This window comes from Agrobacterium sp. CG160-95 (assembly GCF_053521725.1).
The window spans coordinates 151,177-169,263 of record NZ_JBNWDU010000008.1 but is presented as its reverse complement, the minus strand read 5'-3'; the positions used below and the strand labels follow the sequence as shown (position 1 = coordinate 169,263).

Below are 18,087 nucleotides of genomic sequence, written 5' to 3'. Positions count from 1 at the left end.
TGGGAGAGTGCCGTGAACGAACAGATATCTGCCGCAAGCCTTTACGACCGCGTCAGCCGCGTCATTCCCAAGGCGGAATGGATGGGTTTTCAGGATGATGTGGAGGCGATCCTCGATCTGAAGCGCAGGCGCAACGCCGTCATCCTCGCCCATAATTACCAGACGCCGGAAATCTTCCACGGCGTTGCCGATATCGTTGGCGACAGCCTCGCCCTTGCGCGCAAGGCAATGGAAGTAGAAGCGGATGTGATCGTTCTCGCCGGCGTGCATTTCATGGCCGAGACGGCAAAGCTGCTAAATCCGGGAAAAACCGTGCTTATTCCGGATATGGCCGCCGGCTGCTCGCTCGCCGATTCCATCACGCCCGAAGACATCGCACTTCTGCGCAAGGCCTATCCCGGCGTTCCTGTCGTCACTTACGTGAACACGTCGGCGGCGGTGAAGGCGGCTTCCGACATATGCTGCACCTCCGGCAATGCCCGCCAGGTGGTGGAATCGCTCGGCGTGCCGCGCGTGCTGATGCTGCCGGACGAATATCTGGCGAAGAATGTAGCGCGGGAGACCAATGTCGAACTCATCGCATGGCGCGGCCATTGCGAGGTGCATGAGCTTTTCACCGTCGACGACATCAGGGAATTGCGCGAAAGCCATCCCGGCATCACCGTTCTCGCGCATCCCGAATGTCCGCCCGATGTCGTTGAGGCCGCAGATTTTTCCGGCTCGACCGCTGTCATGTCGGACTACGTCGGCCGGGAAAGACCGGCCCGCGTGGTGCTTTTGACGGAATGCTCGATGAGCGACAATGTCGCCGTGCATCATCCCGATGTTGAATTCATCCGCCCCTGCAACCTCTGCCCGCACATGAAGCGCATCACGCTCGGCAATATCCGCACAGCGCTTGAAGAAAACCGCCACGAGGTGACAATCGATCCGGCTGTTGCGGTCGCCGCCCGCCGCGCGGTGGAAAGGATGCTGGCGGTATGAGTGAGGCTCTGTCGCAATATGCAGGCAGGACGGTCATCGTCGGCAGCGGTATTGCCGGCCTGATGGCAGCATTGACGCTCGCACCGCAACCGGTCCTGCTTCTGACCCGCGGCGCGCTCGGTGGCGAAACGTCCAGCGCCTGGGCGCAGGGCGGCATTGCTGCAAGCCTTGGCGCTGACGACAGCACTGCACTGCATCTTGCCGATACGCTCGCCGCAGGCGACGGCCTCTGTGACGCGGCTATGGCAGCAGATATCGTCTCCACCGCCCCCGCAGTCATCGATGCCCTGGAACTAGCCGGAGTTCGTTTCGACCGCGATGCACAAGGCAGGCTCGTTTTCGGGCTGGAAGCCGCCCATGGCCGCCGGCGCATCCTGCATGCCGAAGGTGATGGCTCGGGCGCGGCCATTGTGAGGGCTCTTGCAGCCGCCGTTCTCAACACGCCGTCCATCGCAGTCCTGGAAGGTGCGGAGGTGCGCCGGCTGCTGACAGAAGGCGGGGCCATAGCCGGTCTCATCTGCGCCGGGCAAAAGGGCAGCTTTGTTCTGCCGGCCACAAACGTCATTCTTGCGACCGGTGGCCTCGGCGGGCTGTATGAGGCCACCACCAATCCCACCGGCAATTTCGGACAGGGGATCATGCTCGCCGCGCGCGCCGAAGCCATCCTCACTGATATGGAATTCGTCCAGTTCCACCCAACGGCGCTTTCCTCTCCCCGGCGGCCGCTGGCTCTGGTCAGCGAGGCGGTGAGGGGCGAAGGTGCCGTTCTTCTCAATGAAAGCGGCGAGCGTTTCATGGCGACCGTTCCGGGTGCAGAACTTGCCTCCCGCGATATTGTCGCCCGCGCCATCGACCGGGAAATCCTGCGCGGCGGCAAAGTCTTTCTCGATGCCCGCAAGGCGATCGGCAGCGGTTTTTCGGCGCGTTTCCCGTCAATCGACCTGCTATGCCGCGAGGCTGGTATAGACCCCGCCCGCGAACTCGTGCCCGTCCGTCCCGCCGTGCACTACCACATGGGCGGCGTCGCCACGGATGGTAATGGCCGTAGTTCCGTGCCGGGCCTATGGGTTGCGGGCGAAACCGCCTGCACCGGTCTTCACGGGGCCAATCGGCTGGCCAGCAACTCCCTGCTGGAGGCGGCTGCCATGGGCATGCGTGCGGCAAAAGATATTGCCGCCCGACCGGCATCAAAACGGGTGACAGCTGTCACGCCATTCGCAACGCCTGTTCTTTCGGCAGCAGACCCGTCTATCGTCAGGCCCATCGTCTCCCGCCATCTCGGCATCGCCAGGCATGAAGCGGGGTTGATCAGCGCGATCAGCGAACTTCTCCCACTGGCCGAACAGAACGGCCCGGCATCCGATCCCGCCATCGTCGGGCTCGCAATCGCCGTCTTCGCCGCCTTGCGAAGAGAATCGCGTGGGGCCCATTTCCGTAACGATTTCCCGGAAAAGGACGCGACCGCCACAAGGCGCAGGCTTTGCCTGTCCGATGTCATCGCCATTGCCCATGACCTCTCATCGTCCAATCTTTTTTCTTCCAGCATTGCGCGGAGCGCCTGACATGACCCTCACCCCTCTGCCACGCATTATCGTGGAGCCGCTTGTCCGCAACGCCCTTCTGGAAGACCTGGGTCTGGCGGGCGACATCACGTCCGCCGCAGTCATCCCCGCTGATCATCGCTCAGTCGTCGTCATGGCGGCGCGTGAACCGGGTGTCATCGCAGGTCTTGATGCCGCAGAACTGGCTTTCCAGTTGGTGGACCCGACAATCGTGATGAGGCGGCAGGTGCAGGATGGCGCGGCGGTCGCTCCGGGCGATATTATCGCGACGATCGAGGGTCCCTCGCGCGGTCTTTTGACGGCGGAGCGCACCGCCCTTAATTTTCTCGGCCATCTCTCAGGCATCGCGTCCGTCACCGCTACAATTGCTGCCGCCATCTCCGGCACCAGAGCCTCGGTTGCCTGCACCCGCAAAACGACGCCGGGCCTCAGGGCGCTGGAAAAATATGCCGTGCGCGCCGGCGGCGGCATGAACCACCGTTTTGCCCTTTATGATGCTGTTCTCATCAAGGACAACCACATCGCCGTAGCCGGCGGCGTGCGTGACGCTATCCGCAGCGCCAAGGCGGGTGTCGGACATCTGGTCAAGATCGAGGTCGAGGTCGATACGCTCTTGCAATTGCGCGAAGCGATGGAGGAAGGGGTCGATGCGGTTCTACTCGACAACATGCCGCCGGAACAGCTGCGCGAGGCGGTGCAGATCGTCGCCGGACGCGCCATAACCGAGGCCTCCGGACGCATCACCCCTCAAACCGCAGCAGCCATTGCAACAACCGGCATCGATCTCATCTCCGTCGGCTGGCTGACCCACAGCGCGCCGGTTCTGGATATCGGGCTGGACTTTCAAAGCCAAAGCTGACGAAAGCAAGGAGACCGGAACAAAATCCTCGATTGACCGTTAATTCCCTGCCTGGGTTCAAGAGGCGGGGGGATCAGTGCGCGCAAAAGCCTGTCCATATGCCTGCGGACCTCTCTCACAAAGGAAAGGCCTGTTATGGAAGACGCACAAATCGGCTGGATTGCAGCAATCATCATCGGCGGCGTAGCCGGTTGGCTTGCCGAACAGTTCATGAAAAGCAACATGGGTCTTTTCATGAACATAATTCTCGGCATCGTTGGCGCCATCGTCGCCAATTTCCTGCTTGGGCTTGTGGGCATTTCGCTCGGAGGCTGGATTGGATACCTTATCGCCGGTTTCATCGGCGCATGCATTCTCATTGCCATCGGGCGCGCATTTCGCCGATAGAGGGAGGACACAATGAGCTTTTTCGACAAGATCAAGAACGCGATTTTTGGCAAGGCAGAGGCTGCACCGCAGACTTCGGCGCCAGCTGGCGCGCCCACGACAGGCGCAAGCCCGGCCGCTCCGGCTCAGCCAGCAGCACCAGCACCGACAGCCGCTGCTCCGGCATCCACCGGCAGCGTCGATGTCGCCTCCATTCTGGACGCGGCGGTCAAGCAGAACGGGCAGAAACTCGACTGGAAACATTCGATCGTCGATCTTCTGAAAGCGCTCGATCTGGACAGCAGCCTAACCGCTCGCAAGGAACTGGCAAGCGAACTCGGCTATACCGGTGATACCTCGGACTCAGCCACAATGAACATCTGGTTGCACAAGGCTGTCATCAAGAAGCTGTCTGAAAACGGCGGCAAGGTTCCGGCAGAACTTCTGCATTGAACCAGTGACCGGGAGAACCGCGATGGACGACTATTCAAACTTGCGAGAGCAGATCGGCCAGGACCTCGACACCCTGCACAGGACAGAGAATCCGAAATCGATTTTCGAGATTGCCGACGACTATCTTCTGGGAAACCCAAATCTGAAGAGAGCGCTGGTCGAAGACATCATCAAGGAAGAAGCGGACAAGCGCGGCATCGCGATCCACTGAAACCGCGCGTGTCAATCGCGGCGATTTCTACAAGAAGGGCGGCATCCAGATAGGACGCCGCCCTTTTTTGCCCCGTGCCCCGAAGCGTTATTTTTCCGGCTTGGCCCCGGCCTTTCTGGCGTTTTCTTCCATCAGCTCATACCACATGGCGTTCATGACGGCGAAAATAGCGGCGAGAGGCAGGCCGAGCAGCCAGGCGAAATACCACATGTTCGATCTCCTTGTATTTGTTCGATATTAATAAGCGTGGCCGCTGTCTTCACGGATCGCCTTTTCATCCACCTTGCCCCACAGCACGCGATAGACCCATGAGGTGTAAGCGACGATGATGGGGATGAAAATGAGGGCGACGACCAGCATGATGAACAGCGTCATATGGCTCGACGATGCGTCCCAGACCGTCAGGCTCGATTTCGGATCGATCGAAGAGGGCAGGATGAAGGGAAACATCGTCAGACCGACCGTCGAGATGATGCCGAATATGGCAAGCGAACTGGAAAGCAGCGCCAGCACCTCACGCCCGCCCCTTAACAACAGGAAGGCGACGAGCGGGAAGGCAAGACCGAGCGCCGGTGCCAGCATCATCCATGGATGGGCCGCGTAATTCGCAAACCAGACGCCGCTTGCAACCTCGACCGTCTTTGACAACGGATTGGACGGACCGTCGGTCACGACTTCCGAGGTGAAGCGATACCCGTCGATACCGAGCCACAACAATACGCCACCAAGCGCAAAGAGAACTGTGGTGGCAAGTGCTGCAATGCTGCCGAAACTGCGGGCACGCGCAGCGACCGGCCCTTCGGTCTTCAGCACCAGCCAGGCCGCACCATGCATCACCAGCATGCAAACGGAAACGAGGCCGCAAAGGATTGCGTAAGGGTTGAGAAGCTCGAACAAAGTCGTGCCGTCGTAAAAAATCCTGAGGTCATCGTTGAAGCGGAAGGGTACGCCCTGCAGCACATTGCCGATCGCCACACCGAAAATCAGGGCGGGAACAAAGCCACCGACAAACAGCGCCCAATCCCAGGTATTGCGCCATGTCGTACTCTCGCGCTTGGAGCGGTATTTGAACCCCACCGGCCGCAGGATCAGCGCAAATAGTGTGGCGAACATCGCCAGGTAAAAACCTGAAAACGACACCGCATAAAGCGGCGGCCACGCGGCGAAGATGGCGCCGCCACCAAGGATGAGCCAGACCTGATTGCCTTCCCATACCGGGCCGATGGAATTGATGACGACACGCCGCTCGAGATCCGTTTTCGCGACGAAAGGCAGCAGCGCGCCCGTGCCAAGATCGAAACCGCCGGTCACGGCAAAACCGATCAGCACCACGCCAAGCAGCAGCCACCAGATGACGCGGAGGACTTCGTAGTCGATGAGTTGATGCAATATCATGATCGTTTACTCCGCAGCGACGAGTTTTTCAGGAACGAGCGGCGCTTCCGGCTCGTGATCCGGATCCGGCCCCTTGCGGATCGCCTTCAGCATCAGCCCCATTTCGACGATGAACAGCACCGTATAGATGGCGATGAAGCAGAGAAGCGTAATCAGAACCGTTGAAGCGCTGAGGCTGGAGACGGCGGCGGCCGTCGGCAGCACGCCTTCGATGATCCATGGCTGACGGCCGAATTCCGCGACCACCCAGCCCATTTCCGCAGCAATCCACGGCAGCGGAATGGCGAAGACGGCCACCTTCAGCAAGAACGGATAGTGATCCAGCCGGCGGCGGGCGGAGAGATAAAAGAAGGTTGCCGTCAACAGGATGAAGAATATGCCGAGACCGACCATGATGCGGAACGCCCAGAACAGCGTCGGCACATGCGGGATGGTATCGGCGGCGGCCTTGGCAATCTGCTCCTCCGTCGCCTGGCGCGGATCGTCGACATAACGTTTCAGCAACAGGGCGTAACCAAGCTCGTGGCCGAGCTCCGCAAAGGTGCCACGCACCTCTTCGGGCAGTTCCGCGCCCTTGCCGGTGGCACGTATCTGCATCAGCGCATCATAGGCCTTGATGCCATCGCGGATGCGGGTCTTTGCGAGTTCCACCAGATCGTTGATACCGGGGATTTCCGTGTCCAGCGAGCGCGTGCCGATAAGGCCCATCACCCACGGAATTTTCACGGCGAAATGCGTCTCCCGGGCTTCCTGATCAGGAAAACCGATGGCAGTAAAGGGGGCGGGTGCTGGTTCCGTTTCCCACATGGCTTCGATCGAGGCGAGCTTCATCTTCTGGTGTTCGGTCGAAAGATAACCGCTTTCATCACCCAGCACGACGACCGACAGTGCAGCAGCCAGGCCGAAAGAAGCTGCAACCGTCATAGACCGCTTGGCGAGATCGACATGGCGGCCTTTCAGCACGTACCAGGCGGAAACGCCGAGCACGAAGATGGAGGCAGTGACATAACCCGCAGAAACCGTGTGCACGAACTTCGCCTGGGCGACCGGGTTCATCAGCACCGCGAAGAAATCCGTCACCTCCATGCGCATGGTCTGGGGGTTGAAAGCCGATCCCGTCGGGTTCTGCATCCAGCCATTGGCGATCAATATCCACAACGCCGAGAAGTTCGAGCCGATCGCCACGCACCATGTTGCGATGAGATGGCCGAGCTTGGACAGCTTGTCCCAGCCGAAAAAGAACAGACCGACAAAGGTGGCTTCCAGAAAGAAAGCCATCATCCCTTCGATCGCCAGCGGCGCACCGAAGATATCGCCGACATAGTGGCTGTAATAACTCCAGTTCATGCCGAACTGGAATTCCATGACGATGCCGGTGGAAACACCAAGCACGAAGTTGATGCCGAACAATGTACCCCAGAATTTCGTCATCTGCCGCCAGATGGTGCGGCCGGTCATGACATAGACCGTTTCCATGATGGCGATCACCACGGACAGTCCGATCGTCAGGGGAACGAATAGAAAGTGATATAAAGCGGTAACAGCGAATTGCAGGCGCGATAGCGCCACGATGTCGAGTTCCATGTTTTTACCCCACCTTTCAGGAAAGGCCGGCCTTCTGTTACGAAACGGCGCCGGCCCTGAAAAAATCACTCAGTCCGGACGCAATGTTTGCAGCATTACGTCGTATTCCGGGGTGCCGCTTTGACATTGATCAAGTTGGCGCCCCTCTCTCAGCACGATGATGCGATCGGCAAATTCCGCCTCACGGCGATTGTGGGTTATCATCACGACAGTCTTGCCTTCCGCCCTCGCAAACAGCCGGCCGAGCACGTCACGGGCGGTTTCGCCGTCCAGCCCTTCCGTCACCTCGTCGAGAAGCCAGAGTGGTTTGTCGCGTAGAAGGAAACGGGCAAGGGCGAGCCGTCGTGACTGACCGCCGGATAGACCCTGCCCCGCCTCGCCAAGTCTCGTATCCAGCCCTGCGGCGAGGGTTTTGACATGCTCGCCAAGGCCTGCCGATTGAAGGGCATCCCACAGTTCACGCTCGGTCGCGGCAGGTTTTGCCAGCCTCAGATTATCAGCGATGCTGTCTCGAAAAAGCTGACTTCTCTGCGTCATGAGCGAGCAAGGCAAAGCGCTGACCCTGCCCGCCGCCGGTTGCACTTCACCAGCCAGAAGCTGGATGAGGCTGGTCTTGCCCGCACCGCTCGGCCCGATAATCGCAATCGTCTCTCCGGCGGCGATTGCAAGGTTGATATTCGTCAGGACAGGATTTTCGTTCCCATCCCGCTCCAGCCGCACACCATCCAGCTCAGCCACCAGGCCCATGGCAGGCACGCGCGGACAGTTGGCGGCTGCTTCAGCGGAAAGACGCGGCGCAATGCGTCTTGCCGAAAAAAGCGTGCGCCCGAGTTCCATTGCTCCACGGCGCAGCGCCGTGAAGGGCTCCAGCGCGGCGAAACAGACAAGCAGGCCGAGGGCGGCAGTCGGCGCGGTCACAACGTCCTGCTCCGCAAGCCAGGCCATGCCGAGGAGAGCCGCACTCAAAAGAACCGCCGCTGAGATGCCGAATGAAAAACCGGCATTGGTTTCGATCCGGTTCAAGCGGTCATCGCAGGCGAGCAGATAATTGTCGGCCCGTTCAATCGCCGCAACCTGCGCGGAGAGACGGGCAGTCGTGAGCAATTCCACCTGTCCGTTGACCAAGTCCGCCGTGCGGGCACGAAGCGCTTCAAGCCCGATTGCCCGGCGACGCGCAAATTTTTCCGCCGTCAACGCCGAGCGCACTGAAATGCCAAGACCCGCCGCAATGAGGAAGAGGGCCGCCAGAACGCCCGCAAGCGGATTGAGGAGGGCAAGACCGATGCCTGTTGCGATTGCGGCGAGGATTGCGACGGCGGCGGGTACCAGCACGCGCAGATAAAGCGAATCCAGCGCATCGATATCCGCAGTCAGCCGGTTCAGCAGGCGGGCGGGCCTCGCCTCCAGATGTTTCGCCGCCTGCGGTGCGGCAAAGCCACGAAACAGCTTTTCGCGAAGCGCTGCAAGCACGGACAGCGTCGCCTCATGGGTGGTCATGCGTTCGCCATAACGGGCAGCGGTGCGTGACAACGCCAGCAGACGGATGGCCGCCGATGGCGCAAAGACGTCGAAAGCATAGGCCGTCGCGGGGACCAGACCGGCAATCGCGGTCGCAGTAATGAACCAGCCGGAAACGCCGAGAAGGCCTATACCCGCCAGCACCGTGGTTGCTGCCAGAACCGCGCCAACGAGCAGCATGCCGCGACGCGCCGACCAGAACAGGGAAATAACAGGTTTCAATATCGCAAAACGCGCGATCATGACTGCCCCCTCGAATGGATCGTCGTCATATCCACGACCCTGTCCATGCGCGCGGCGAGCACAGGATCATGGGTTGCGACGATCAATGTCCTGCCTTTTGCGAGTTGCAGCAGGTTTTCGGTGACGAGCGCAGCCGTCTCCCGGTCAAGATGCGCTGTCGGTTCATCGACCAGCACAAGCTGCGTCGCCGGATCGGCGAAAGCACGCGCAATGGCGAGGCGCACCGCCTCCCCGCCCGAAATACCGTAGCCGCCGTCTCCTATAGGCAGATGCCGGCGTGCTTTCGACAATGCATCCAGCCCGGTGCAGCGCAGCGTCTCATCAACCATACCTTCGCTGACACCGGCGCGGCCAAAGCGAATGTTCGCCTTCAGGGAACCGGCAAAAAAGAACGGCTTCTGGCTGACCCAGCCGATTGTCTTGCGCAGTCCATCGGCAGTCGCATGACCAAGCGTTACGCCCCCGATCCCTATTGTACCGCCGTCAGCCTCGGCCAAGCCGGCAATCAAGGAGAGTACAGTGGATTTACCACAACCGGAAGGCCCAAGAATCGCAACTGTCTCGCCTGACTGGACCGTAAGATTTAGATTCCGAATGGCAGGCGGAGCATTCGGATAGGCGAAGGAGAGATTAGCCAACTCCACCAGACCGGGCGTCGGAAAAGGGGCCATTGCGACCTCCTTACCCTCACCCACGATGGCTTTGCCAGCCCGCGTCAATGTGTCGAGCGCGCCCAGCGCCGCCTCGCCGGCTGCGCGGTCGTGCCAGACGGCGGACAACTCCCGCAGCGGTTCGAAAAAGGCAGGCGCCAGAAGCAGGATGAACAGCCCCTCGGCAAGTGTCAGCTTCTCGCCCCACGCGCCGAAATCGAGAAAACCGAGCAGATGGAAACCGATATAAACGGCTGTCATGGCAACGCCGAGGGCAGCGAAAAGCTCCAGCACCGCCGAGGACAGAAAGGCGATCCGCAGGACAGCCATCGTCCGCTTCTTGAGGTTCTCTGCGTCCGTCCGCAGGCGTCCAGCGGTCAGATCAACGGCTTCCAGTGCGCGGATCGTTTCCAGGCCACGCAGGCGATCGAGCAGGAAAGCATTCATGTTGCCGGTCTCGGCCAGCTGCTTTTCACTGGCATCCTTCGCCTGCCAGCCGATCAGCGCCATGAAAAGCGGGATAGTGGGCATGGAAAGCAACAGAACAAGCGCCGCAATCCAGGTAAATGGCAGGATTGCCAGCACGAAAACCAAGGGGACAATGGTAGCTTTCATCCGCGCAGGCTGGAACCTGGAAAGATAAGGTACCAGCGCTTCGGCTGCCTCTGCGATAACGCTTGCCGCCTCGCCGGAGGCCGTACGCGCCAGATCAAGCGGCGACACCTCCGCAACGGCATGAAGCGCTTGCAGCCGCCGCCGCGAAAGGGCGGCACGCGCGGCGCGAAACGACAGTCTCGCAGCAACTTTTTCCAGCCATGCCTTGAGGAGACCGAGAATGAGAACAGCCACGGCCGCCGGCAGGATCGCCGTCATCGGCGCACCGTCGGCAATATTTCCGACCGAAAATGCAAGCAAACCCGCCTGGGGCAACCAGAGCAGAGCCGGCAGGACATGCAGCAGGGCGACCGATCTTCCTACCGCGGGTGCCTTCGCGAGTTCCGCCGTACCGACACCCTTGTCATTGGCGGATTTACCGAAGAAGCGCCGCCGTGCCTTGTCGGGAGAGACCGCCGCTGGAACTGGACAGTCTGCATCATCGCCATTGGCGGATTGCCGGATTTCTGCGGACATGCTCACGGACGATCTCCTCACCTGTCCTTCTTGGCACGGGGTCTGGCAAGAGAGACGATCTTGTCCTTGGCCTCCAGAAGCTTCGTGACCTTCGAGCCGAGTGCCAGAAGCGAAGCCAACCGCTCCGTCTCCAGCTTCTTCACATCGTCATACCAGCCGGTGAGCTGCTCGATCAGCGTTTTCATCTCATCGATGCGCTTCTGCGCATGCCGCTCCTCTTCGTTTTCCGGCTTCTCCATCAGGATTTCACGAAGCACGCTGAGTGTCGGGTCGATCTCGCGCTTCTTGCGCTCTTCGGCAAGGGTGCGCAGAATTTGCCACACATCCTCCGGCGTCGTGAAAAAATCGCGCCGGTCGCCGGGGAAATGCTTGAGAATTGCAAGGTTCCACGCCTGAAGCTCCTTCAGGCTCATCGACACATTGGAACGGGAAATGCCGAGCGACTCGACAATGTCGTCCGCGCAGAGCGGCTTCGGCGAGATGTAAAGCAAAGCATAGACCTGGCCGACCGTGCGGTTGATGCCCCAGCGGCTGCCCATCTCGCCGAAATGCAGCACGAAGGACTGAACGAGCGGAGAAAGATTGGTGGGCATTTCTTTGCTTCCTGTATTTTCAGTAATTTCTGAAATTTCGATAAAGCAAAAAATGGCAATCGGCAAATCACCTTTTTGACCTGCGTCAAAATGTGCAAATCAGAAGAGGCAGCGACTGCCGGGGATCAGGGCTGCGCCCTCTGGTACACTTTCCCGGCCCGCGATGCACGAAATGATATCGATAACATCAAAGACGTCTTGTTGTAGATGGAAGCGCGCGCATGAAAAATCGGCGGCGGATTAATCCACCGCCGATCAAGACGTCGACAAACCGGCGTGCGCAACAGGCGCTTACGAAAAAGCGATCTGCACCTTCATGGCGCGGCTGCGGTCGGAGGCAAATTCGAAGGCCGAGATGGCGTCATCGAGGTCCACCGTCTGGGTGATGAACGGCTTGACGTCGATCAGGCCTTTGCGCATCAGTTCGACGCCCGTCGCGAATTCCTCGTGGAACCGGAAAGAGCCGCGCAGATCGAGTTCCTTGGCAGTAATCGCCATCATCGGCAGGCTCATATCGCCACCAAGGCCAAGCTGGACGATGATGCCGCGCGGACGCAACGCCGTAATCCCGCCCGCCAGTGCAACGGCGGCACCGGAGCATTCATAGAGAACGTCGAAGGTTCCCTTGTTCGCGCCGTACGCCGCCAGCGCATCAGGCTCATCCTTGCTGTTTATGACGCGGTCCGCGCCCGCTTCCCGCGCCTTGGCAAGCGTGAAGTCCGAAAGATCGGTCGCGACGATTTCAGCGGCACCGGCACGGCGGGCAGACAGGATGGAGAGAATGCCGATGGGGCCGCAGCCGGTGACGAGCACGCGTTTTCCAAGCAAATCGCCGGCGCGGCGGGTGGCATGCAGCGTTACCGCCAGCGGTTCCGCCATAGCTGCCTCACCGGCACTCAAACCGTCGGCCGGAACGCATTGCAGGGCATCCGCGATGAGAACCTCGCGGAAAGCGCCCTGAATATGCGGAAACGGCATGGCGCTGCCATAAAAGCGCATGTTGAGGCACTGATTGTGCAGGCCTTCCTGGCAAAAGCGGCAGGTCCTGCACGGACGGGACGGCGAAACCGCGACCAGACCGCCAACCTTCAGCCCTTCGACGCCCTCGCCCAGCTCCTCAACAATGGCGGAGACCTCATGTCCCAGCACCATTGGTTCGCGAAGCCGTACCGCGCCGAAACCACCGTGATTGTAATAGTGAAGATCGCTGCCGCAAATCCCGCCCCGAGCCAGACGAAGACGCACTTCTCCTGCCCCCGGCGCCTCCTCCGGCCTCTCCTCGATGCGTACATCCTTTGCCCCGTGGGCGACAATCGCTCTCATAAATATCTCCCGTTCGATATCGCGCCTTAAACGGCGCAACAAAATAATCCCTATCCCAATCATTGCCGCCGCCCTGCAGCCTCCCCGCGCGCATGTTGCGTACCGGAAACAGGCGTTTAAGCCTTGACATCCACGTCTGAAAGGGATGAATGTTATCGATAACATAAACCGGCATGAAAGCAATGTCGAGAGACTGGAGGAAACAGTGGGCCTTAATTTGTTCGATCTTTCCGGCCGCCGCGCCCTGATCACCGGCTCGTCGCAGGGCATCGGCTTTGCGCTGGCGCAGGGCCTGGTGGAGGCGGGAGCCGAAGTGGTGCTGAACGGCCGCGACGAGGCAAAGCTGAAAGCAGCCGCCGCAGGCATCAAGGGTGCCAAGACGCTCGCCTTCGATGCCACCGATCATGATGCGGTGCGCAAGGCCATCGACGGTTTCGAGGCGGAAGTCGGCCCCATCGATATTCTGGTCAACAATGCCGGCATGCAGCACCGCACACCGCTGGAGGATTTTCCGGCCGACGCCTTCGAGCGCCTGTTACAGACAAACATCGCCTCGGTGTTCCACGCAGGGCAAGCCGTCGCGCGTCATATGATCAGCCGTGGACGTGGCAAGATCATCAACATCGCCAGCGTCCAGACCGCTCTTGCCCGCCCCGGTATCGCGCCGTACACCGCCACCAAGGGCGCCGTCGGCAATCTGACGAAGGGCATGGCGACGGACTGGGCCAAATATGGCCTGCAGTGCAACGCCATTGCGCCGGGCTATTTCGACACGCCGCTCAACGCGGCGCTGGTGGCCGACGAGACGTTTTCAGCATGGCTTGAAAAACGCACGCCCGCCGGCCGCTGGGGCAAAGTCGAAGAGCTTGTCGGCGCCTGCATTTTCCTGTCGTCCGATGCCTCGTCTTTCGTGAACGGACATATTCTTTACGTCGACGGCGGCATTACCGCCTCGCTTTGAAGAAGCCGTAACCACGACGCTTTGGGAGGAGACCGTGAGCACCATGACCGAGAAGAACAAAATCGCCCTCATTGGCGCTGGCGCGATGGGCGGCGCGATCGGTACGCGGCTGATCGAGACCGGCAATCACCTGACGGTTTTCGATCTGGACGCGGAAAAGGTGGCGGCTTTGACCAGCCTTGGTGCGCATAGCGCCGAGACGGCGGCGCAAGCGGCTTCGGTCTCCGATGTCGTGATCCTCAGCCTCAATTCGCCGAAAATCGTCCGCGCCGCCGTTTTCGGCAAAGATGGCGTGGCGGCGGGGGCCAGGCCCGGCACGCTGATCATCGACATGTCCTCCATCGATCCGGAAGCGACAAAAGAACTGGCGGCGGATGCGGCTGAAAAAGAGCTGCGCTGGGTGGACAGCCCGCTTTCCGGCGGCGCGCCGAAGGCACTCGTCGGGCAACTGACCCTGATGGCCGGCGGCACGGAAAAGGATGTGGCCGATGCCCATCGCGTGCTGCGGCACGTGGCCAGCAACTACACCCATATGGGTCCAAGCGGCGCAGGCCAGACGACGAAGCTCATCAATCAGGTTCTTTGCGGGCTGAACTTCCTTGCCGTAGCGGAAGCAACGCAGCTTGCGCTGGATGCCGGCGTCGATGCCGCCAAAATTCCGCAGGCGCTGAAAGGCGGCCGCGCCGACAGCGCAATTCTTCAGGAATATATGCCACGTTACGTGGCGAAGGATTACCGCCGGACTGGCCGCATCGACAATATGGTCAAGGACCTGAACGGCGCGCAGAATCTGGCTCGACGCACCAACACGGCCATGCCGCTGACGGCGGTTTGCGCCGAGGTGCACCGCATGCTGACAGCGGCGGGACTTGGCGGCGAGGATCAGGCCGCCCTAATGGAATTTTTCACCGGCGCGAAACGCACCTTCACGGAATGATTTGCGCCATGGCCAGGGCAATAACACCTTAGAGGCCGAGCTGACGCGAGGTCATTAAGGTGTGCCACCGTCATGGCCATTGCGAAATGTCTCCGCAGCGAAGATGATCGGGCGAATCGGCGGCGCAATCGGCCCGACGGCCGCAGACGCTTGCATGAAGGACAATTTCCCGATGACCACTTCCGCAACAGGCACGGGGATTGCCAGCCTGACCGTTTCCGGAAACGGCTTCAGCGCCGAGATCGCTTATGAGGGCGCGACCCTTCTGAGCTGGCGGCCACGACTTGCCGATGGCAATGAAAAAAACCTTGTCGACGGCTATTCGTCGCTTCAGGAATTGCAGTCGCAGAACGGCGTGAGAAACGGCATTCTCGCCCCGTTCACCAATCGCATTCCTCAGGGCCAATTTAAATTTGGCGGGGAGATGCACCGTATCGAGCCGGTGCTTGCCCACGAGGACCTCGTCTTCCACGGATTTGCCCGTGCCCTGCCCTTCGCCCTCGACCGGTCTTTCGAGGAAAACGACGCGCACATTATCGTCTTTCGTGCCGAGATATTGCCGGCCGAATTCAAGGGCTATCCCTACCATCTCGCCATCGAGGTGGAATACCGGTTTGCCGGCCATGCGGTTACCATCGATATACGCGGCATCAATGGCGACGACCGGCCTTTGCCCTTTGCGGCCGGCTGGCATCCCTATTTCCGTCTGCCCGGCATATCCTCCATCGACGATCTCCTTCTCACCCTACCGTCGCGAACAGCGATCAAAACGGACGCGAATTTGATACCACTCACCGACAGTGAGACGGGCATTCTCAAACGGGACGATGCAGCGTTTCTTTCTGCCGCGCCGCTCGCAGGCCATGTGCTGGATGTCTGCTTTACCGATCTGATCCCATCCGCAAACGGGCTTTACGAGACTAGGATCGAAAACCGGAACGATGGTTCGAGCCTGACCGTTTGGCAGGAGCGCGGCCACATGCATGTCTTTACCGGCGATACGCTTGCCCGCGACAGGCGAAAATCCATCGCGCTCGAACCTGTGGAAACACCGACAAACGCCTTCAACCAGCCGCAACTTGAAGCGGACATCACCCTTCAACCGGGCGAGACCCGAAGTTTCCGCTTTGGTTTCCGTTTTGAAGCCGAGAGCTGAAAAAAGACCAAATATTGCGATCAGATATGCGTCGTCGGGAGTGAAGACGACAGCTTCACCGTCTCCATGGAGATATAGGCGGACATGTCGTAAAGCTCGACCCGCCGGAGGATCTGTTTGTAGATGGTGTCGTAATATTCGACATTTGGCAGCACGAGTTTCAGAATATAATCGAAATTGCCGGTCAGCCGGTGCACCTCGACGATCTCCGGTATGGTGCTGACGGCGGCATGGAACCGGTCCAGCCAGTCCTCCGCATGCAGGCCGGTTCTCACAAGCAGGAAAACCGTGGTCGGCAGGTTGATTTTCCGCCGGTCGAGCAGCGCCATCGTGCCGGTCACATATCCTTCCGCACGCAGACGCGTGATACGGCGGGAACAGGCGGAAAGCGATAACGACACCTCATCCGCGATATCGGCGAGAGGTGTTTCTGCATTCTCCTGGAGAATCGCAAGGATTCGGCGGTCACGGTCGTCAATCATTGTTTCAGAATGCACCGGTTAACGTAGTGACGCAAGAAATTTGCGAGCTGAGCATAATGCACGCCCAGAATTTGCAATCTGCCTTCTAAATCCCTGAAAAAACGCATGCCGTTTTCATCGCGGCAATGGCATTCTTGTCATCAATCAAACTTTTATAAGGGAACGCCTATGAAACGGATCGGTCTGATCGGCGGCATGAGCTGGGAATCCACCGCAACCTATTATCGCATGATCAACGAGGCCGTTCGTGACAGCCGCGGTGGGCTCGTATCGGCCGATATCGTCATGCATTCGCTCGATTTTTCCGAGGTTGTTGCCCTTCAGAAGGCTGACCGCTGGGATGAGGCCGGCGCGCTTTTGGGCGCTGCGGGTGCGCGTCTTGCCAATGCGGGTGCCGATTGTGTGCTGATCTGCACCAACACCATGCACCTCGTTGCGGAAACCGTTGAAAAAATGTCGGGCGTCACTCTCATCGACATCATTGATGAAACTGCCACCGCATTGAAGGCGGATGGACGCCGCAAGCCGCTTCTGCTCGCCACGCGCTACACGATGGAACATGGCTTCTACACCGACCGCATGCGCCGCCACGGCGTCGATGTGGTCGTGCCCGATGCGGATGACAGGGCCGCCATCCACGACATCATTTTTGGCGAATTGTGCCAGGGCGAGATCAAGTCGTGCTCGCGCGAGCGCTACATGTCGGTCATCGAGAAAGCGCGTGCGCTCGGCGTCGATTCCGTCATTCTCGGCTGCACCGAAATTTCCCTGCTGATCGATCCCGATGCCCTGCCTTTGCCGGGCTACGATTCGACCGCCATTCACGCCCAGGCCGCTGTCGGCTTCGCGCTCGGAAACAAGGCCCTGAACAGAGCTGCATGAATGTGCCGCCTTTTTGCCTATTCCGGTAAACCGGTCTGGCTCGACAGTCTTCTGATCGAGCCGGAAGCGTCGCTGGTCAGCCAGTCCATGGCCGCAAGGGAAGCTAAAACCGTCGTCAATGGCGACGGTTGCGGTCTTGGCTGGTATGGCGAGCGCGGAACGCCCGGCGTTTTTCGCGACACCAGACCCGCCTGGTCCGACGCCAATCTGGCCGCCCTTTGCCACCAGCTTCGCTCGGGCATGTTCATGGCCCACGTCCGCTCCGCCACATCAGGCGAAGTATCCCGTGCCAATTGCCACCCCTTTGCGCATGGTCAATATCTCTTTATGCATAACGGCCAGATCGGCGGCTACGAGCAGATCAGGCGCGACATTGATTCCCTCATACCCGATGATATTTATTCCGCCCGGCGCGGCACCGGCGACAGCGAAGCCATCTTCCTGATTGCCGCCGGCCACGACCTTGATGCGGACCCAGTTCGGGCCATTTCCACCGCGCTGCGCCTCTGCCTGGAAAAGATGATCGCGGCGGGTGTTTCTTCCGCGTTGCGGTTCAGCGCCGTGCTGATGGATGGCGATTGCCTGCACGCCTTCCGCTGGTCAAGCGACGACAAGCCGCCAACGCTTTACTGGCGCGGGCTTGAAGAGGGCATCGCGCTAAGCTCGGAACCCTTTTCCTTCGATTGCACCCCGTGGTGTGCGGTGCCGCCAAATACCCGGGTGACGATCCGCGCCGGCGGTATGACCACTGAACCTTTTTCCCTGCCGTAAACGTCGCATTTCATGACGACCGAGGC

At 60.1% G+C, this 18,087-nt stretch carries 19 protein-coding genes; 11 read left to right on the top strand and 8 right to left on the bottom strand.

Going from position 1 to position 18,087, the window contains the following annotated elements; genetic code table 11:
* The first annotated feature begins 12 nt into the window (after positions 1-12).
* The 6 genes from nadA to ACQZ63_RS23615 all read left to right on the top strand — a co-directional run bounded on the left by nadA (position 13) and on the right by ACQZ63_RS23615 (position 4,435).
* Complete coding sequence (gene nadA, locus ACQZ63_RS23640) at positions 13-984, top strand: quinolinate synthase NadA (protein ID WP_004431880.1); 972 nt, start codon at positions 13-15, stop codon at positions 982-984.
* Positions 981-2,546 carry an L-aspartate oxidase gene (locus ACQZ63_RS23635; protein ID WP_448799414.1) on the top strand — a complete coding sequence of 522 codons (1,566 nt, stop codon included), beginning with the start codon at positions 981-983 and terminating at the stop codon, positions 2,544-2,546. The genes nadA and ACQZ63_RS23635 overlap by 4 nt, the downstream gene beginning before the upstream one ends.
* Position 2,547: 1 nt before the next feature.
* A complete protein-coding gene (gene nadC, locus ACQZ63_RS23630) occupies positions 2,548-3,405 on the top strand; it encodes a carboxylating nicotinate-nucleotide diphosphorylase (RefSeq protein ID WP_004431875.1) in 858 nt (285 codons plus the stop codon).
* Positions 3,406-3,540: 135 nt separating this feature from the next.
* Positions 3,541-3,792, top strand: a complete 252-nt coding sequence (locus tag ACQZ63_RS23625) for a GlsB/YeaQ/YmgE family stress response membrane protein (protein WP_004431872.1) — start codon at positions 3,541-3,543, stop codon at positions 3,790-3,792.
* Positions 3,793-3,804: 12 nt separating this feature from the next.
* Positions 3,805-4,224, top strand: a complete 420-nt coding sequence (locus ACQZ63_RS23620) for a DUF3597 domain-containing protein (protein WP_004431862.1) — start codon at positions 3,805-3,807, stop codon at positions 4,222-4,224.
* Between the two features lie 22 nt (positions 4,225-4,246).
* Positions 4,247-4,435 (top strand): hypothetical protein, encoded by a 189-nt coding sequence (locus tag ACQZ63_RS23615; protein WP_004431853.1) that lies wholly within the window; start codon positions 4,247-4,249, stop codon positions 4,433-4,435.
* An 87-nt stretch (positions 4,436-4,522) separates the two neighbouring features.
* On the opposite strand, the gene cydX is transcribed toward ACQZ63_RS23615, so the two are convergent.
* From cydX to ACQZ63_RS23580, 7 genes are all read right to left on the bottom strand, one after another.
* Positions 4,523-4,645 (bottom strand): cytochrome bd-I oxidase subunit CydX, encoded by a 123-nt coding sequence (gene cydX, locus ACQZ63_RS23610; protein ID WP_004431852.1) that lies wholly within the window; start codon positions 4,643-4,645, stop codon positions 4,523-4,525.
* Positions 4,646-4,672: 27 nt separating this feature from the next.
* The gene (gene cydB / locus ACQZ63_RS23605; RefSeq protein ID WP_004431850.1) at positions 4,673-5,830 is read right to left on the bottom strand and encodes a cytochrome d ubiquinol oxidase subunit II; all 1,158 of its coding nucleotides are present in this window, start codon (positions 5,828-5,830) and stop codon (positions 4,673-4,675) included.
* Between the two features lie 6 nt (positions 5,831-5,836).
* Positions 5,837-7,414 carry a cytochrome ubiquinol oxidase subunit I gene (locus tag ACQZ63_RS23600; RefSeq protein WP_004431849.1) on the bottom strand — a complete coding sequence of 526 codons (1,578 nt, stop codon included), beginning with the start codon at positions 7,412-7,414 and terminating at the stop codon, positions 5,837-5,839.
* A gap of 69 nt (positions 7,415-7,483) precedes the next feature.
* Entirely contained in the window at positions 7,484-9,175 is a 1,692-nt protein-coding gene (cydC, locus tag ACQZ63_RS23595) for a thiol reductant ABC exporter subunit CydC (protein WP_035199932.1), read from the bottom strand.
* On the bottom strand, positions 9,172-10,956 hold the full coding sequence (gene cydD / locus ACQZ63_RS23590; RefSeq protein ID WP_065663246.1) for a thiol reductant ABC exporter subunit CydD: 1,785 nt from the start codon (positions 10,954-10,956) through the stop codon (positions 9,172-9,174). Before cydD ends, cydC begins: the two co-directional genes overlap by 4 nt.
* Before the next feature lie 17 nt (positions 10,957-10,973).
* Positions 10,974-11,549 carry a GbsR/MarR family transcriptional regulator gene (locus tag ACQZ63_RS23585; protein ID WP_013762080.1) on the bottom strand — a complete coding sequence of 192 codons (576 nt, stop codon included), beginning with the start codon at positions 11,547-11,549 and terminating at the stop codon, positions 10,974-10,976.
* A gap of 291 nt (positions 11,550-11,840) precedes the next feature.
* Positions 11,841-12,872: an L-idonate 5-dehydrogenase gene (locus ACQZ63_RS23580; protein WP_004431840.1), complete on the bottom strand. Its 1,032-nt coding sequence runs from the start codon at positions 12,870-12,872 to the stop codon at positions 11,841-11,843.
* A 205-nt stretch (positions 12,873-13,077) separates the two neighbouring features.
* On the opposite strand from ACQZ63_RS23580, the gene ACQZ63_RS23575 reads away from it, so the two are divergent.
* The 3 genes from ACQZ63_RS23575 (at position 13,078) to ACQZ63_RS23565 (ending at position 15,926) form a co-directional block, all read left to right on the top strand.
* On the top strand, positions 13,078-13,833 hold the full coding sequence (locus ACQZ63_RS23575) for an SDR family oxidoreductase (RefSeq protein ID WP_025595224.1): 756 nt from the start codon (positions 13,078-13,080) through the stop codon (positions 13,831-13,833).
* 43 nt (positions 13,834-13,876) lie between these two features.
* Positions 13,877-14,770, top strand: coding sequence for an NAD(P)-dependent oxidoreductase (locus ACQZ63_RS23570; RefSeq protein ID WP_448799413.1), 894 nt, complete (start codon positions 13,877-13,879; stop codon positions 14,768-14,770).
* A 154-nt stretch (positions 14,771-14,924) separates the two neighbouring features.
* Positions 14,925-15,926 (top strand): aldose epimerase family protein, encoded by a 1,002-nt coding sequence (locus ACQZ63_RS23565; RefSeq protein ID WP_448799412.1) that lies wholly within the window; start codon positions 14,925-14,927, stop codon positions 15,924-15,926.
* Positions 15,927-15,946: 20 nt separating this feature from the next.
* On the opposite strand, the gene ACQZ63_RS23560 is transcribed toward ACQZ63_RS23565, so the two are convergent.
* Entirely contained in the window at positions 15,947-16,408 is a 462-nt protein-coding gene (locus ACQZ63_RS23560) for an Lrp/AsnC family transcriptional regulator (RefSeq protein WP_003498392.1), read from the bottom strand.
* A gap of 168 nt (positions 16,409-16,576) precedes the next feature.
* Between ACQZ63_RS23560 and ACQZ63_RS23555 the strand changes: the two genes are divergently transcribed.
* Together ACQZ63_RS23555 and ACQZ63_RS23550 are read left to right on the top strand one after the other, a co-directional pair.
* Positions 16,577-17,290 (top strand): aspartate/glutamate racemase family protein, encoded by a 714-nt coding sequence (locus ACQZ63_RS23555; protein ID WP_065663244.1) that lies wholly within the window; start codon positions 16,577-16,579, stop codon positions 17,288-17,290.
* The gene (locus tag ACQZ63_RS23550) at positions 17,291-18,061 is read left to right on the top strand and encodes a class II glutamine amidotransferase (protein ID WP_111802031.1); all 771 of its coding nucleotides are present in this window, start codon (positions 17,291-17,293) and stop codon (positions 18,059-18,061) included.
* Positions 18,062-18,087: the final 26 nt, after the last annotated feature.